Source organism: Pseudomonas fluorescens (genome assembly GCF_902497785.1).
Lineage (GTDB): Bacteria > Pseudomonadota > Gammaproteobacteria > Pseudomonadales > Pseudomonadaceae > Aquipseudomonas > Aquipseudomonas fluorescens_BO.
The window spans coordinates 116,790-133,284 of the sequence record NZ_CABVHK010000021.1 but is presented as its reverse complement, the minus strand read 5'-3'; the positions used below and the strand labels follow the sequence as shown (position 1 = coordinate 133,284).

7 protein-coding genes are annotated in these 16,495 nt (G+C 62.8%); 4 read left to right on the top strand and 3 right to left on the bottom strand.

The annotated features are described in order from the left end of the window. Positions 1 to 96: 96 nt before the first annotated feature. Positions 97 to 774 carry an isonitrile hydratase gene (gene inhA / locus F8N62_RS26830; RefSeq protein WP_150713498.1) on the bottom strand — a complete coding sequence of 226 codons (678 nt, stop codon included), beginning with the start codon at positions 772 to 774 and terminating at the stop codon, positions 97 to 99. 88 nt (positions 775 to 862) lie between these two features. Between inhA and F8N62_RS26825 the strand changes: the two genes are divergently transcribed. Further along, complete coding sequence (locus tag F8N62_RS26825) at positions 863 to 1,846, top strand: GlxA family transcriptional regulator (RefSeq protein WP_150713497.1); 984 nt, start codon at positions 863 to 865, stop codon at positions 1,844 to 1,846. 161 nt (positions 1,847 to 2,007) lie between these two features. Here F8N62_RS26825 and F8N62_RS26820 read toward each other — a convergent pair whose 3' ends face one another. Together F8N62_RS26820 and F8N62_RS26815 are read right to left on the bottom strand one after the other, a co-directional pair. Then, entirely contained in the window at positions 2,008 to 3,834 is a 1,827-nt protein-coding gene (locus F8N62_RS26820; RefSeq protein WP_150713496.1) for a glycoside hydrolase family 15 protein, read from the bottom strand. Then, entirely contained in the window at positions 3,827 to 4,627 is an 801-nt protein-coding gene (locus F8N62_RS26815) for a glucose 1-dehydrogenase (protein ID WP_150713495.1), read from the bottom strand. Before F8N62_RS26815 ends, F8N62_RS26820 begins: the two co-directional genes overlap by 8 nt. A 240-nt stretch (positions 4,628 to 4,867) precedes the next feature. On the opposite strand from F8N62_RS26815, the gene F8N62_RS26810 reads away from it, so the two are divergent. The 3 genes from F8N62_RS26810 to F8N62_RS26795 all read left to right on the top strand — a co-directional run bounded on the left by F8N62_RS26810 (position 4,868) and on the right by F8N62_RS26795 (position 16,459). Then, complete coding sequence (locus F8N62_RS26810; RefSeq protein ID WP_150713494.1) at positions 4,868 to 6,040, top strand: MFS transporter; 1,173 nt, start codon at positions 4,868 to 4,870, stop codon at positions 6,038 to 6,040. A gap of 193 nt (positions 6,041 to 6,233) precedes the next feature. Then, entirely contained in the window at positions 6,234 to 6,968 is a 735-nt protein-coding gene (locus tag F8N62_RS26805) for a thioesterase II family protein (RefSeq protein ID WP_150713493.1), read from the top strand. A 248-nt stretch (positions 6,969 to 7,216) separates the two neighbouring features. Beyond that, the gene (locus tag F8N62_RS26795) at positions 7,217 to 16,459 is read left to right on the top strand and encodes a non-ribosomal peptide synthetase (protein ID WP_150713492.1); all 9,243 of its coding nucleotides are present in this window, start codon (positions 7,217 to 7,219) and stop codon (positions 16,457 to 16,459) included. Positions 16,460 to 16,495 lie beyond the last annotated feature (36 nt).

Below are 16,495 nucleotides of genomic sequence, written 5' to 3'. Positions count from 1 at the left end.
CATCAGCAAGGATTCGCTACCGACAGGGAGTCGACAATGGTCTTGGGAAAACCCGCCTCTGGCGGGTTTTTTTTCGTCTGGCGAAAAGATCGGCAGTTACATTCTGGCCGCGACCCGCTCAGTGATCAGTGTCCGCTGCTGCAACGACTGCGCCGCCCGCCGATTGGCTTCCTGCAGAACGGACGAGGGCGCGCTCGACGGGCTTCCCGACTCAAACGGCGGTGCCGGCGCGTATTCCAGCTGCAATTGCACCAATTGCGCAGTGTCCTTATCGAACAATTCAGCGGCCAGGGTCAGGGCAAAATCGATCCCTGCGGTGATCCCGCCGCCGGTGAACAGATTGCCATCGCGTACCACCCGATCGTTCACCGGGATTGCCCCCAGCGGCTTGAGCAATTCGTGATAAGCCCAGTGCGTGGTGGCGCGTTTGCCCTTGAGCAAGCCTGCCGCGCCGAGCACCAAGGCACCGGTGCAGACCGACGTGACATATCGCGCATTGGCCGCCTGAGCCTTTATGAAGGCGAGCGTTTGGTCATCCTCCATCAACGGCCCGACACCGCTGCCGCCAGGAACGCAGATCACATCAAGCGGCGGGCAATCGTCGAAGGTGGTGGTCGGTTTCAGCACCAGGCCAGTGCTGGCGGTCACCGGCAGCAGATCCTTCCAGATCAAATGTACTTTCACGTCCGGCAGGGAGGCCAGCACATCGTATGGGCCGGTCAGGTCGAGTTGCTGAACCTGAGGAAACAATAGAAAACCGATCTGCAGCGCCATGGTGTTTTCTCGTTAAGTGGTAGACGAGTCCACTGTAGGCTCGTAGGATTTGGCGCATACGCCAATTACCCCACGAATTACGCCAATCATGCCCAAGACCATTCATGTGCTTGCCTTCGCGAACGTGCAACTGCTCGACGTTACCGGGCCGTTGCAGGTGTTCGCTTCGGCGAACGACATTGCCCGTCAGAAAGGTTTGATTGCGCCCTACGCGCCGACGGTGATTGCCAGTGGCGGCGGGGCGGTGCTGTCGTCGGCGGGGCTGGCGCTGATTGCCGAACCTTTACCCGAGGAGAGCAGCGACACCTTGATCATCGCTGGCGGTTGGGGTGTGTATGCGGCGGCAGAGAATGAGGCGTTAGTGGCGTGGGTGCGTGAACAGGCGACGGGGTGCCGGCGGGTGTCCTCGGTGTGCACTGGCGCATTTTTATTGGCCGCCAGTGGCTGGCTTGACGGTCGGCGGGTGGTCACGCACTGGACCCGATGTGAGCAACTGGCGCAGCAGCATCCACGGTTGCGGGTCGAGCCCAACCCGATTTTCATCAATGACGGCCCGGTGTGGACCTCGGCCGGAGTGACCGCCGGAATCGATCTCGCACTGGCCATGGTCGAGGAAGACCTCGGGCGCAACATGGCGCTGGAAGTCGCGCAGCAATTAGTGGTGTTTTTGAAGCGGCCCGGCGGGCAGTCGCAATTCAGCGTGACTTTGTCGTTGCAGAAGGAGGGCAGTCGTTTCGACGACCTGCATGCCTGGATCAGCGAAAATCTCACCATGGACCTGGGCATCCCGACCCTGGCGCTACAGGCCGGCATGAGCGAGCGCAGCTTCGTCCGTCACTACCGAGCCGATACCGGCCAAACGCCCGCGCGGGCCATCGAACTGATCCGGGTCGAAACGGCGCGACGTTTGCTCAGCGACACTGGCACTGCGATCAAACGGGTCGCGATGCAGTGCGGGTTTGGCAGCGAAGAGACCCTGCGCCGCAGTTTTCTCAGGGCCATGGGCGTAACACCGCAGGCCTATCGCGAGCGGTTTTCGGTCAGCACTTCAGCCGATTCGGTCATGCTTTAATATCTTCCGGAGCGTGGCCTACACCCGCTGCCGCAGCTTTAGCCATTGAGCCTGTAAGGGAAGCATATCGGCTGATGGCCTCTTCGCGAGCAGGCTCGCTCCCACAGTTGACCGCGTGCCAATGTGGGAGCGAGCCTGCTCGCGAAGGGGGCGATGCGGTCTCACGGCTGCCAGGTATTTTTATCCCCACTCAATTTCCGATCGAGAAAACTCGCCGCGCTGATCAGTGCCAGGTGCGTCAGCGCTTGTGGCGTGTTGCCCAGGTGCCGCGCGTGGCTATCAAATTCTTCGGCATACAATCCAAGCGGGTTGGCGTAACGCAGCAGTTGTTCAAATTCCAGATGGGCCTTTTCCACCTGACCCGCGCGGGCCAGGCATTCGACATACCAGAACGAACACGCGGCGAACGCGCCTTCGGTGCCGTCGAGGCCGTCAATCCGCGCGTCGTCGTTGCGATAGCGGTAGACCATGCCGTCGCGCACCAGGGTTTTCTGGATGGCTTCGAGGGTCGAAAGCCAACGTGGATCCTTGGCGCTGACGAAGCGCACCAGCGGCATCAACAGCATCGATCCATCGAGTGCGATGCCGCCGATGTGCTGGATAAAATGCCCGCGTTCTTCATTCCAGAAGTTGTCCCAGATGTCGGCGTAGATCGCTTGCCGGGTCTGGTCCCAGCGGGCGAACGGGGCGGGCAGGGAGCGTTTTGAGGCGAGGCGGATCGCCCGGTCCAGCGCGACCCAGCACATCAATCGCGAGTGCAGGAAATGATGCTGCTCGCCGCGCATTTCCCAGATGCCGACATCCTTCTGCTGCCAGGTTTCGCAGACCTGATCGACCACTTCCACCGCATGTTTCCAGCCTTCATGAGAGATGGCGTCGCCGTACTTGTTGACCAGGTACACCGCGTCCATCAATTCGCCAAAGATGTCGAGTTGAACCTGATCGTACGCGCCATTGCCGATGCGCACCGGCGTCGCGCCGCCATGCCCGGACAGGTGCGAGAGTTCGGTTTCCGGTAGTTCCTGACGGCCATCGATGGTGTAGAGAATGTTGAGTTTCATCGGCTTGCCGTGGCAATCGCTGACCCGTCCACGCAGCCAGCGCATGTAGTCGTTGGCCTCCTGGACGTAGCCCAGGCGCATGAACGCATACACGGTAAACGAGGCGTCGCGGATCCAGGTATACCGGTAATCCCAGTTGCGTCCGCCGCCGGGCGTTTCCGGCAAGCCGAAGGTCGCCGCCGCGAGGATTGCGCCGTGTTTGCGCGAGGTCAGTAGCTTGAGCGCAAGGGCTGAGCGATTGACCATTTCCCGCCAGCGCCCGCGATAGTTGGATTGGGCGCTCCAGTCGCGCCAGAATTTCAGGGTGCGCTCCAGGCATAACGCGGCACCGCCTTCCTTGAATCGCGGATCGTCGATGCCGCCCAGCAGAAATTGCGCGCTCTGGTCCTGATCCAGGGTGAACTCGGCCACCGCCGCATTGCCATCGACCCGCAAAACCTGATCCGAAGACAGGCGCAGGGAGGGCTGATCGGCGGCCTCGAACGTCACGTCGTTTTCATCCATGCGCGCGCCGGTTTTTGCCCGGGCGTAGTCATGGCGAACGGCGCAACGCATGTGAAAGGTCGCACGACCGCTGACCACCCGGACCCGGCGCATCAACACCGGCAGATCATCTTCGCTGTCGCCGATTGGCAGCAGGTCAGTGACCTCGACCACCGCGCTGTCGCTGAGCCAGCGAGTTTGCAACACGTTGGTGTCAGGCAGGTAAATCTGCTCGCGGCGAGCGTCGGGCAGGTCCGGCGACAGTTGAAAAATACCGGCCTCGGGGGTGTCCAGCAGCGAGCAGAAAATCGATGGACTGTCGAACTCCGGCCAGCAGAAAAAATCCACGCTGCCCTTGTCGTTGACCAGCGCCGCGCTGCGCATGTCACCGATGATGCCGTGGGCGTCGATGGCGCTTTGTCGTTCGGAATGATGATCAGCCATTGCCGCGAAACTCCGGATAAAGGCTCATGCCGCCGTCGATAAACAACGTGGTACCGACGATGTAGTCGGAGGCATCTGAGGCGAGAAACACCACTGCATTGGCAATGTCCTCGACATCACCAATGCGGCCATAAGGAATGAGTTTGAGCAGTGCTTCAGCCGCTTCACCTTCAGTGGCTGCGCGGTTGATTGCGGTACGAATCGCCCCCGGCGCGATGCCGTTGATGCGGATGCGCTGGTGACTGACCTCCTGGGCGAGGGTTTGCATCAACAGGTCGATGCCGCCCTTGGACGCGGCGTAATTGACGTGCCCGGCCCAGGGAATGCGCTGGTGCACTGAGCTCATGTGGATGATTTTGCCGGCGGCGCGGGACACGCCTTCGCGAATGCCCTGTTGATTGAAAATCCGCAGGGCGGCGCGGGCGCAGAGGAACTGACCGGTGAGGTTGACGTCGATCACTTGCTTCCAGTCGGCGAGGCTCATGTCCACGGCAGGGGCGTCCTTCTGCAAGCCGGAATTGGCGACCAGAATGTCCAGTGAGCCGAAGGCTTCAAGGGTTTGCGCGAACAGCCGCTCGACGTCCTGTTCGTTGGAAACGTCGGCACCGATGGCGATGGCGCGACCGCCTTCAGCGTTGATCTGCCGGGCCAGTTCCTCGGCGGGAGCTGGCTGGGAGTTGTAGTTGATCACCACGGCGGCACCGGCGGCGGCCAGGGCTTTGGCAGCACCTGCGCCAATGCCCGAACTGGCACCGGTGATCAGGGCGACTTGTTGGTCGAGGGAAATCTGCATCAGCGTTAGCGCCTTGAGGTGAGGGCTTGATCAGATGACTGGTTTGGGCGGGGGAGAGTTCAGCAAGTGATATCAAAAGATCGCAGCCTTCGGCAGCTCCTACGGCGATCGCGTTTTACGTAGGAGCTGCCGAAGGCTGCGATCTTTTGATCCTGAAGCCCTTCACATTCCCCTAACAATTGCCCTCTTTCCCATCACTCAGCCTTATGGCAACGTGCAGACCCTTGTCGAGAGCGAACCATGTCAAATCCCTATCGCGAACTGTTCCAGGCCCCGGGCAGCCGAGCCTTTGTACTGGCCGGGATGATCGCGCGCATGCCGATTTCCATGACCGGCATCGGCCTGATCACCATGCTCTCGCAGCTGCAAGGTGGCTATGGACTGGCCGGCGCGGTGGCGGCGACGTTTGCGCTGGCCACGGCGTTTTGCGCACCGCAGGTCTCGCGACTGGTGGACCGTTTCGGCCAGCGCCGGATCTTGCCGGTGTCGGCGCTGATCGGTGGCGGGGCCTTGTTAATGGTGTTGTTGTGTACCCGACTTGAGGCGCCGCACTGGACGTTGTTCGTATTCGCCGCGCTGGCCGGTTGCATGCCGAGCATGTCGGCGATGGTGCGAGCGCGCTGGACCGAGGTCTATCGCGGCCAACCTCAGCTGCAAACCGCGTACGCCCTGGAATCAGTGCTCGACGAAGTCTGTTTTATCGTCGGGCCGCCGGTGTCGGTGGGCTTGTGCGTGGTGGCGTTTCCCGAGGCCGGGCCATTGGCGGCGTTGCTCATGCTGGCGATTGGGGTCACGGCGTTTGTGCTGCAACGGGCCACTGAACCGGCGATTCATCCCCATGAGGAACACCATCAAGGTTCGATCATTCGCTCCGGCGAGATCCAGTTGCTGGTGCTGCTGATGATCGCCTTGGGCACCATCGTTGGCGTGGTCGATGTCGTCAGCGTTGCCTTCGCCCAGCAGCAGGGGCAACCGGCGGCGGCGAGCATTGTGCTGTCGGTGTATGCGATCGGCTCGTGCCTGGCCGGATTGGCCTTCGGCGCGCTGCGCTCGAAAGTGCCGTTGCCGCGCCTGTTTCTGTACGGCGGGGTGGCGACGGCGGTGACCACTTTGCCGTTGCTGCTGGCGAGCAACATTCTCGGTCTGTCGCTGGCGGTGTTCATCGCCGGGCTGTTTTTTTCGCCGACGCTGATCGTGGCGATGGCCCTGGTGGAACGCATCGTACCGCCGGCCAAACTGACCGAGGGCCTTACCTGGCTGGTGACCGGGTTGAGCATTGGCGTGGCGATTGGCGCGGCCAGCTCGGGCTGGCTGGTGGATGCGTTTGGCGCGCGCAGCGGGTTTTGGGTGGCGATTGCGGCGGGGGCGGTGGTGCTGGGTTCCGCCATCCAAAGCTATCGCCACTTGAAATAGAGATCTCCAATGTGGGAGCGAGCCTGCTCGCGAAGCGGTCGATCATTCAAAACAGAAGCTGGCTGATCCATCGCTTTCGCGAGCAGGCTCGCTCCCACAGGGGGATTTCCTTCCACAGGGGGATTCTGCGCATTACTAATTCCCGGCGAGCCTCATCCGTTCTCTTTTACAGACAACATTTGAGGTACGCCCGGTGACCCAGCTGACATTGCTGTGCCTGCCCTATTCAGGCGCGAGCGCCATGGTCTACAGCCGCTGGCGGCGCAAACTGCCGGAGTGGCTGACGCTGCAGCCGGTGGAACTGCCGGGCCGTGGCGCGCGGTTCGGCGAGCCGCTGCACACCGACATGCGACGGCTGGCGCTGCAACTCGCTCAAGAACAGAAAGCTGTGCTCAAGGCGCCGTACGCGTTGTTCGGCCACAGCCTTGGGGCCTTGCTCGCCTGTGAACTGGCCCATGCCTTGCGCTCGCTGGGTTGCCCGGAACCCGTGGCGCTGTTCGCCTCCGGCACCGCCGCGCCGACTCTGCGTGCCGATTACGACCAGGGTTTCGCCGATCCGAAAACCGATGCCGAGCTGATCGAACAGCTGCGCACCCTCAACGGCACGAGCGAGGACGTGCTGGCCAATGAAGAGCTGATGAGCCTGACGCTACCGATCCTGCGCGCGGATTTCTTGCTGTGTGGTCGCTACGCGCCGATCCAGCGGCCCTTGCTGAAATGCCCGGTGCACGTGCTCGGCGGCAAAGACGACCGCGCCACCACCGAGCAACTGATCGGCTGGAGCAAGGAAACCCACGGCAGCTTTTCCGTGGACATGCTGGCCGGCGGGCACTTTTTCATCCATGAGCACGAAGCCAAGGTGTTGCGGGTGATCAAGGAACAGCTCGAGGTTCACCGTCGCCGGCATGGATTGATGGCTGCCAGCTAAACAGATCTCCAATTTCACCCGATACCTGTGGGAGCGAGCTTGCTCGCGATAGCGGTCTTACATTCAACGTTGACTGGGATGGCCTCATCGCGAGCAAGCTCGCTCCCACAATGATTTTCAGCGGCCCTCAGACCGAGGCTCACCTCCCTCCTGACACAAATTCCCATTCGCTAATTTTTCCGGTCTGCATTCGTTTTATAGGGACGACGTGCCTTTGTGCTTCCCGCCACTGATCCGGATGCTTAGAAATGAATGCTGAAGACTCCTTGAAACTTGCTCGCCGGTTTATCGGGTTGCCCCTGGAAAAGCGCCAGATGTTCCTCGCGGCGTTGCACAAGGAAGGTATTGATTTCGCCCGGTTTCCGATCCCTGCCGGCGTCGAGGCCGAGGATCGCCAGGCACTGTCGTATGCCCAGCAACGCATGTGGTTTCTCTGGCAACTGGATGCGCAAAGCAGCGCCTACAACCTGCCGGGCGCGGTACGTCTGACCGGGCGGTTGAGCCTGTCTGCACTGGAGCAGGCGTTCGCCAGCCTCGTCGAACGCCACGAAACCCTGCGCACGGTGTTCCAGCGTCAGGCCGACGACACCTTGCAGCAAATGCCGGCCAGCGCGCCGTTGGTCATCAACCACGTGGATTTCAGCGAATTACCCGCCACCGAACATGAAAGCGCTGTCGCCCACGCGGCCGAGCAGCAATCAGTGCTGCCTTTCGATCTCTCGGTTGGCCCGCTGCTGCGCGTCACCTTGCTCAAACTCGCCGAACAGGAACATGTCCTGCTGCTGACCCTGCACCACATCGTGTCCGATGGCTGGTCGATGAACGTGCTGATCGACGAGTTCATTCGTTGCTACGACGCCTTCGAGGCAGGCGCGCAGCCGCAACTCGCGCCGTTGCCGATCCAGTACAGCGACTACGCCTTGTGGCAACGCCGCTGGCTGGAGGCGGGTGAGCAAGCGCGTCAACTCGAGTACTGGCAGGCGCAACTCGGCGATGAACATCCGGTGCTGGAATTGCCGACCGACCATTCGCGCCCGGCCATGCCGAGCTATCGCGGCAGCCGCTACGAATTCGCCGTCGACCCGCAACTGGCGGAGCAACTGCGAGCCGCCGCGCAGAAACACAACATCACGCTGTTCATGCTGTTGCTCGGCGCCTTCAATGCACTGCTGCATCGCTACACCGGACAGACCGACATCCGTGTGGGCGTGCCGATTGCCAACCGCAACCGCGCCGAGATCGAAGGCCTGATCGGCTTCTTCGTCAACACCCAGGTACTGCGCACGCAGCTCGATGGCCAGACCCGCGTCGACGACCTGCTGCGCGCGATCAAGGAAACCGCCCTCGGCGCCCAGGCTCACCAGGACTTGCCGTTCGAACGCCTGGTTGAAGCGCTGAAACTGGAGCGCAGTCTGAGCCACACGCCGCTGTTTCAGGTGATGTACAACCACCAGCCGCAGGTCGCGGACATGGCCAGCATCAGCACTGCCTCCGGTCTGATGTTGGGGGCGATCGAACGGGAAGGGCGCACCACCCAGTTTGACCTGACCCTCGACACGTACGAAAAGGCCGGCACGCTGCACGCCGCGCTGACCTACGCCAGCGACCTGTTCGACCCACCGACCATCGCGCGCATGGCGCAGCACTGGACGCGCCTGTTGCAGGCGATGGTGGTCGATTCAAATCAACGGGTCGGCGAGCTGCCGATGTTGGCGGCGGATGAGCAGCAAGTGTTGGTGCATGACTGGAACCGCACCCGCGAAATCTATCCCGTCGAGCAATGTCTGCACGAGTTGATCCACGCCCAAGCCCAACGCACGCCCGAAGCGCCGGCACTGGTGTTTGGCGATTGTCAGCTGACTTATGCACAGCTCGATGCTCGCACCAATCAACTGGCGCATTACCTGCGCGAACAGGGTGTCGGCCCGGATGTGCTGGTGGGGATCGCCGCCGAACGTTCGCTGGAAATGGTCATCGGTCTTTTGGCCATTCTGAAAGCTGGCGGCGCTTATGTGCCGCTCGATCCGGAGTACCCGGCGGAGCGTCTGGCCTACATGGTCGACGACAGTGCGATTGGCTTGTTGCTGACCCAAAGCGCCTTGTTGGGCGTGTTGCCAACGGAGGGCGTCAAAGTCATCGCGCTGGATCACGATCACGGGTGGCTGGACGGTTACAGCGAAACCCTGCCGCAGGTTTGCGTTCACCCGCTGAACCTCGCGTATGTGATTTACACCTCCGGTTCCACCGGCAAGCCCAAGGGTGCCGGCAACAGCCACGCGGCGCTGGTCAACCGCTTATGCTGGATGCAACAGGCCTACGGGCTGGACGGCAGCGACTCGGTGTTGCAGAAAACTCCGTTCAGTTTCGACGTGTCGGTCTGGGAGTTTTTCTGGCCGTTGATGACCGGCGCCCGTCTGGTGGTGGCGCCGCCGGGCGCGCATCGCGAACCGGCGCGGTTGATCAGTCTTATCGGCGAGTACGGCATCAGCACCTTGCACTTCGTGCCATCGATGCTGCAGGCGTTTATCCACGAGCCGGGCGTTGAATCCTGCACCGGTCTCAAGCGCATCGCTTGCAGCGGCGAAGCCTTGCGGCTGGATGCCCAGCTTCAGGTGTTCGGCAAACTGCCGAACGCCGGATTGTTCAACTTGTACGGGCCGACTGAAGCGGCCATCGACGTGACCCATTGGACCTGCGTCGACGAAGGCGCCGACAGCGTGCCCATCGGCCGGCCGATTGCCAACCTGCGCACCCACGTGCTGGACGCGCAGTTGTTGCCGGTGCCGGCAGGCGTGGCGGGGGAGTTGTACCTGGGCGGGGCCGGTCTGGCGCGCAGCTATCATCGACGTCCGGGGCTGACGGCCGAACGGTTTGTGCCGTGCCCGTTCCATGACGGCGCGCGCCTGTACCGCACGGGCGACCGCGTGCGCCAGCGTGCCGACGGGGTGATCGAATACCTCGGCCGCCTCGACCATCAAGTCAAGCTGCGTGGCTTGCGCATCGAGTTGGGGGAAATCGAAACCCGGCTGATGCAGCATTCGCTGGTGCGCGAGGCGGTGGTGCTGGTGCAGGGCGGCAAGCATCTGGTGGCGTATCTGGTGCTGAATAAAGTCGAGCCGCAGTGGCCGGAAACCCTCAAGGCCTGGCTGCTTGGCAGCTTGCCGGAATACATGGTGCCGACTTACATGATGCCCCTGGAAGCGTTGCCGGTGACCGCCAACGGCAAGCTCGACCGCAAGGCCTTGCCGCCACCGGACGCAGTGCCGCAACAAGCGTTCGTCGCACCGCAAGATGCCATGCAGACGGCGCTGGCGCAGATCTGGCAGGACGTGTTGGGCCTGCAACGCGTGGGCCTTGAAGACAACTTCTTCGAGCTGGGTGGCGACTCGATCATCTCCATTCAGGTGGTCAGCCGCGCCCGTCAGGCCGGTATCCGCCTCAGCCCGCGCGACCTGTTCCAGTACCAGACCGTGCGCAGCCTGGCGTTGGCAGCAGGGTTCGACAGCCGCGATTCCATTGTCCAAGGGCCGGTCAGCGGCGAAGTGCTGCTGACTCCCGCACAACATTACTTTTTCGAACAGGCCATCGCGCAGCCGCACCACTGGAACCAGTCGTTACTGCTGACGCCGCGCGAGGCGCTGAACCCGCAAGCACTTGAAGCCGCATTGGTCGCGCTGATCAATCATCACGATGCCTTGCGCCTGCGTTTCAACGCGGGTGTCGATGGCTGGCAGCAGCGTCACGGGCCGCAGGTTGAAACAGCGGGGCTGTGGCAGCGCACCGCCGCTTCGGCACACGCAATAACGGCCCTGTGCGACGAAGCACAACGCAGCCTCGATCTGGCCGACGGCCCGTTGCTGCGCGCGTTGCTGATCAACCTCGACGATGGCACGCAACGCCTGTTGCTGGCGGTGCACCATCTGGCGGTGGACGGTGTGTCCTGGCGAGTGCTGCTTGAAGACCTGCAACAGGCCTATGCAACATTGGCAAAAGGTGGCGCCACGGCGTTGCCGGACAAAACCGGCGCCTACCAACGCTGGGCCAGCCATCTGCACGCGCATGCCCGCACGCTGGATCAGCAATTGCCGTACTGGCAGGCGCAACACGCCGATGCCCGCGATCTGCCCTGCGAAAATCCGCAAGGCAGCCTGGAGCATCGCCACGGCCACAAGATTGAATCGAAGCTCGACGCCGGGTTGACACGCCAACTGCTGCAAACGGCTCCGGCAGCCTATCGCACACAGGTCAATGACCTGCTGCTGACCGCGCTGGCGCGGGTGATCTGCCGCTGGACCGGGCAGCCCTCGACACTGATCCAGCTTGAAGGCCATGGCCGTGAAGACCTGTTCGACGACCTCGACCTGACGCGCACCGTCGGCTGGTTCACCAGCCTGTTTCCGGTGCGCCTGCAACCTCACGCGGACGTGGCGAATTCGATCAAGTCGATCAAGGAACAGCTGCGCGCCGTCCCCGATAAAGGCCTGGGTTATGGCCTGCTGCGCTACCTCGGCGATCCGGCCGGGCGTGAAGCGTTGCGAGGGTTGCCGGCACCGCGCATCACCTTCAATTACCTCGGCCAGTTCGACCGCCAGTTCGATGACGACGCGCTGTTCGTGCCGGCAGCAGAAAGCGGCGGCCAGGCCCAGGACGACGACGCACCGCTGGGCAACTGGCTGACGCTGGAAAGCCAGGTCTATGGCGGGCAACTGTCGCTGCAATGGGGATTCAGTCGCGACATGTTCGCCGACGCCACCGTCCAGCTACTGGCCGATGCCTACACCGACGAACTCAGCGCGCTGATTGAACACTGCTGCGCCACACCGGCGGGGCAGGTCACGCCGTCGGACTTCCCGCTGGCGCGAATCACTCAGGCACAACTGGATGCACTGCCCGTCGCCGCGCCGGCCATCGAGGACATGTATCCATTGACGCCGATGCAGCAGGGCATGCTGTTTCACACCCTGTATGAGCCACAGGCCGAGGCCTACATCAACCAGCTGCGCCTCGATATCCAGGGTCTGGAACTGGCGGCCTTCGGGCGGGCCTGGCAAGCGGCGATCAGTCGCCACGACATTCTGCGCAGCAGCTTCCATTGGTCGGGTCTGGAAGCTGCGCATCAGGTGATTCATCGCCAGATCGACTTGCAATTGCAGGTGATCGAGGCCGCCGATATCGACCTCGATGCGCTGGCCGCCGAAGAGCGCAGCCGTGGTTTCGAACTCAATGCCGCACCGTTGTTTCGCCTGATGCTGGTGCGCCAAACCGGCAACGCCTGGCACCTGATCTACACCAGTCATCACATCCTCATGGACGGCTGGAGCAACGCGCAGTTGCTCGGCGAGGTGATTCAGCATTACGCCGGGCAAACACTGGCCAAACCGCTGGGGCAATACCGCGACTATCTGGGCTGGATTCAGCAGCAACCCCTGGCGGCAGGCGAACAGTTCTGGAAACAGGCGCTGACCGCGCTCGAAACGCCGACCTTGCTGGCGCAAGCCTTGCCGAATCCTTTCGAGGGCCGTGGCATGGGCGAGCATCATCTGACGCTGGAAAGCGCCGCGATGCAGCGGCTGGCGGATTTCACCCGCCAGCAAAAAATCACCCTCAACACGTTGCTGCAAGGCGCCTGGGGATTGCTGTTGCAGCGCTACACCGGTCAATCCTGCGTGGCGTTCGGTGCGACCATTGCCGGGCGCTCGGCACCGTTGCCGGGTATCGAGCAGCAGCTGGGACTGTTCATCAACACCTTGCCGATTATCGCCGCGCCGCACTCCGCGCAACCGGTCAGCCAGTGGCTCAATGAACTGCAAGCGCTGAACCTGAGCCTGCGCGAGTTCGAGCATGTGCCGCTGTACGCGATTCAGGGCTGGGCCGGGCAACCGGGCAACGCGCTGTTCGACAGCTTGCTGGTGTTTGAAAACTTCCCGGTGGCCGAAGCGCTCAAGCAAGGCGCGCCGGCCGGCCTGACCTTCGGCGCGCTGCGCAATCACGAAATCACCAGCTACCCGCTGACGCTGGGCATCGAAGTCGGCGCCAGCCTGCGTGTGCAATTCAGTTTCGATCAGGCCATGTTCAGCGCCGCGCAGATCGAGCGCTTGGGCGCGAACCTGTTGCATGTACTGGAGCAATTCGTTTCGCAACCGCAACAGGTGCTGGGCGCAGTCAGTCTGCTGGACGCTCGGCAACAGGCGCAGGTACTACTGGGCTCGCGTCCTGCCGCGCCGCTGCTGGGCAGCCCTTTGCTGGCGCATCAACGTTTCGAGCAGCAAGCGGCACGCACACCGGATGCCTGGGCGGTGATCGCCGGCGATGAACGGCTGACGTATGCACAGCTCAACGCCCGGTCGAACCAGCTCGCTCATCGACTGCGCGAACACGGTGTGGCGCCGGGGCAACGGGTCGGCCTGTCGGTGCGACGCAATGCGCAGATGATCGTCAGCCTCATGGCCATTCTCAAGTCCGGCGCTGCTTATGTGCCGCTGGACCCGGACTACCCGGCCGAGCGCCTGGCCGACATGATCGAAGACAGCGCAATCGACCTGCTGCTGGCGCAACCGGATTTGCTCGCCGATGTCGCGTTGCCCGAAGGCCTGCCGCGCCTGGCGCTGACCGCCGCGTCGATGGCCGGCTATTCAACGGCGAACCCGATCAACCTCGCCGGTGCCGAAGACCTCGCCTACCTGATTTACACCTCTGGCTCCACCGGCCGGCCAAAAGGCGTGTGCCTGACCCACGCCGCACTGCGCGAGTTCTGCGTGATTGCGGCGGAGTATTCGCAACTGAGTGCCGACGACCGTGTGCTGCAATTCGCCACGTTCAGCTTCGACGGCTTTGTCGAGCAGTGCTATCCGCCGCTGTGCGTGGGGGCGGCACTGGTGTTGCGCGGTGATGAGCTGTGGGACACCGACACCCTGTACCGGCAGATCATCGAGCACGGCGTGACCCTCGCCGATTTGCCGGCGGCCTATTGGTACTTGCTGGCTCAGGAATGGGCCGCTCAACCGCAGCGTGACCAGGGGCGCCTGCGTCAGGTCCATGTCGGCGGCGAAGCCATGTCGCTGGAAGGCCTGAAGCTGTGGCACGCCGCCGGTCTTGGCGCTGTACGTTTGCTCAACACTTATGGGCCGACCGAAGCCACCGTGGTCTCCAGCACCCACCTGTGCTCGCTGGCCGATACGCAAAACCGGATCGGCGTACCGATTGGCCGCGCGTTGCCGGGGCGGGCGCTGTACGTACTGGACACCGAGGGCCATCTGCTGCCGACCGGTTGCGTGGGCGAATTGTGCATCGGCGGCGACGCTGGCATTGCCCGGCACTACCACCAGCGTCCTGGGCTGAGCGCCGAGCGTTTTATTGCCGATCCGTTTTCCACCACGCCGGGCGCACGCCTGTACCGCAGCGGCGATCTGGCGCGCTATCGCGAAGACGGCGCGCTGGAATACCTGGGGCGCATCGATCACCAGGTGAAAATTCGCGGTTTCCGCATCGAGCTCGGTGAACTGGAAGCGCACCTGCAAGGCTTGCCGATGATCAACGAAGCCGCGGTGCTGGTTCACGAGGGCGTCGGTGGCAAGCAGCTGATCGGCTATGTGGTGCCAACGCCGTCGAACGCCGACTCGCGTCAACTCACTGCAACGGTGCGTCAGGCACTGGCCGAGCGTCTGCCGGATTACATGCTCCCCGCGCGACTGGTGGTGATGAACGCGCTGCCACTTAACCGCAACGGCAAACTCGACCGTGCCGCGCTGCCGGCGCCCGAGGTCTGGGAGACGGTGGCCGGCACGGCACCGCAAGGCCCGCTGGAAATCGAGCTGGCGCAGATCTGGCAGCAGGTGTTGCAGGTTGCGCGTGTCGATCGTGAGCACAGCTTTTTCGAGCTGGGTGGTCATTCATTGCTCGCCACGCAAATCATCTCGCAGATTCGCCAGCGCCTTGGCCTGTCGGTGAGTTTGCGCAGCCTGTTTGAACACCCTCGCCTGGAGGATTTCGCCGCGCAGGTTCAAGGCCTGCACCACGATGCAGGCGTTTTCGAGCGTCCGGCGCTGGTGGCGGACTTGTCCGGCGAACGTCAGCCGTTGTCCTTCGCCCAGCAGCGCTTGTGGTTCCTGTGGAACCTCGAACCTGAAAGCTCGATGTACAACATGCCGGGCGCCCTGCGTTTGCGCGGTGATTTGAACCTGTCAGCGCTGGAGCAAACCTTCGCAACCCTGGTCCAGCGTCACACCGTATTGCGCACCACGTTCTACGAGGCCGACGGTCAGACCTGGCAGCAGGTGCACGCCGACCTGCCACTGGATTTCGTCGCCAGCGACCTGCGGCATGTGCCGGCGCCGGACCTCGAAGCCGCGCAACGGGCCCGTGAAGAAGCGGCCCGGCCGTTCGATCTGCGTCACGGACCATTGCTGCGGGTGCGGCTGTTGCAGGTTGCGGATCAGGAACACGTGCTGCTGCTGACGGTGCACCACATCGCCGCCGATGACTGGTCGTTCCGCATTCTGATCAACGAATTCGTCGCCCTGTATCCGGCGCTGAATCGGGGCGGCGTGGTGCAGTTGCCGCACCACGGCGTGCAATACGCAGACTTCGCCAAATGGCAGCGCCACTGGCTGGAGCAGGGCGGCGAGCTGCAACGTCAGCTCGATTACTGGGTTGCGCGCCTTGGCCAGCCGCAAACCGTCCTTGAGCTGCCAGCCGATGGCGATCAGCGCCCGGCGCAGGCCGGCGCCAGCCAGCATTTCACCTTGAGTGCGACCTTGAGTCAGCAGTTGCGCGACTTCGCCCAACAGCGTGGATTGTCGCTGTTCATGCTGCTATTGGCCGGTTTCACCCTGGTGTTGCGCCAGCGCACCGAGGTCAGTCGCGTGCGCATCGGTACCGATATTGCCAACCGAAATCACATTGAGCTTGAACAAATGGTCGGCTTCTTCGTTAACCAATTAGTGCTGCAAGTGGAGGTGGATGCCGACCAGGCGGCCGGGCAACTGTTGCAAGCCTGTCGCCGCGCGGTGCTGGAGGCTTCGGACCATCAGGATTTGCCGTTCGAACGGCTGGTGGAAGCCTTGCGCCTGCCGCGTCGTGCCGGGCGTTCGCCGTTGTTCGACATCAAGCTGATTTATCAGGAAGGCGTCGGTCGTTTGCCGTCCATGGATGGCCTGCAGGTCGAGGACTTTCCGTCCGGACGCCAGGCCGCCGAGATCGGCATGGTCGCCGCGTTCTACAACGAGGCCGAACACATTCACCTGAGTTTCGAAACACCCGCCGGGCAGTACTTGCCGAGCACGCTGGAATGCCTGTTCGAACAAATCGAGGCGGTATTGCACGCGTTGTTGCGCGCCGACGAGTTGACGGTCAGCGATCTGCTGGACCTGGCCACGGACGTGCAGCGCCGCGCCGATGTGCGCCTGAACGAACAACGCAAGGCGTTGTTGGGTGGGGCCATGGCGATCAAGCGCCGCTCGGCGATTCGTGGCACGCCGGCCGCGGCGGACTGATTCATAGCGACGCCGCCAATCGGCTGCCGCCATCAT

What these genes read in the sequence shown, in the direction of transcription:
- inhA (WP_150713498.1), bottom strand. Translation starts at nt 774, where the DNA reads ATGGCGCTGCAGATCGGTTTTCTATTGTTTCCTCAGGTTCAGCAACTC.
- F8N62_RS26825 (WP_150713497.1), top strand. Translation starts at nt 863, where the DNA reads ATGCCCAAGACCATTCATGTGCTTGCCTTCGCGAACGTGCAACTGCTC.
- F8N62_RS26820 (WP_150713496.1), bottom strand. Translation starts at nt 3,834, where the DNA reads ATGGCTGATCATCATTCCGAACGACAAAGCGCCATCGACGCCCACGGC.
- F8N62_RS26815 (WP_150713495.1), bottom strand. Translation starts at nt 4,627, where the DNA reads ATGCAGATTTCCCTCGACCAACAAGTCGCCCTGATCACCGGTGCCAGT.
- F8N62_RS26810 (WP_150713494.1), top strand. Translation starts at nt 4,868, where the DNA reads ATGTCAAATCCCTATCGCGAACTGTTCCAGGCCCCGGGCAGCCGAGCC.
- F8N62_RS26795 (WP_150713492.1), top strand. Translation starts at nt 7,217, where the DNA reads ATGAATGCTGAAGACTCCTTGAAACTTGCTCGCCGGTTTATCGGGTTG.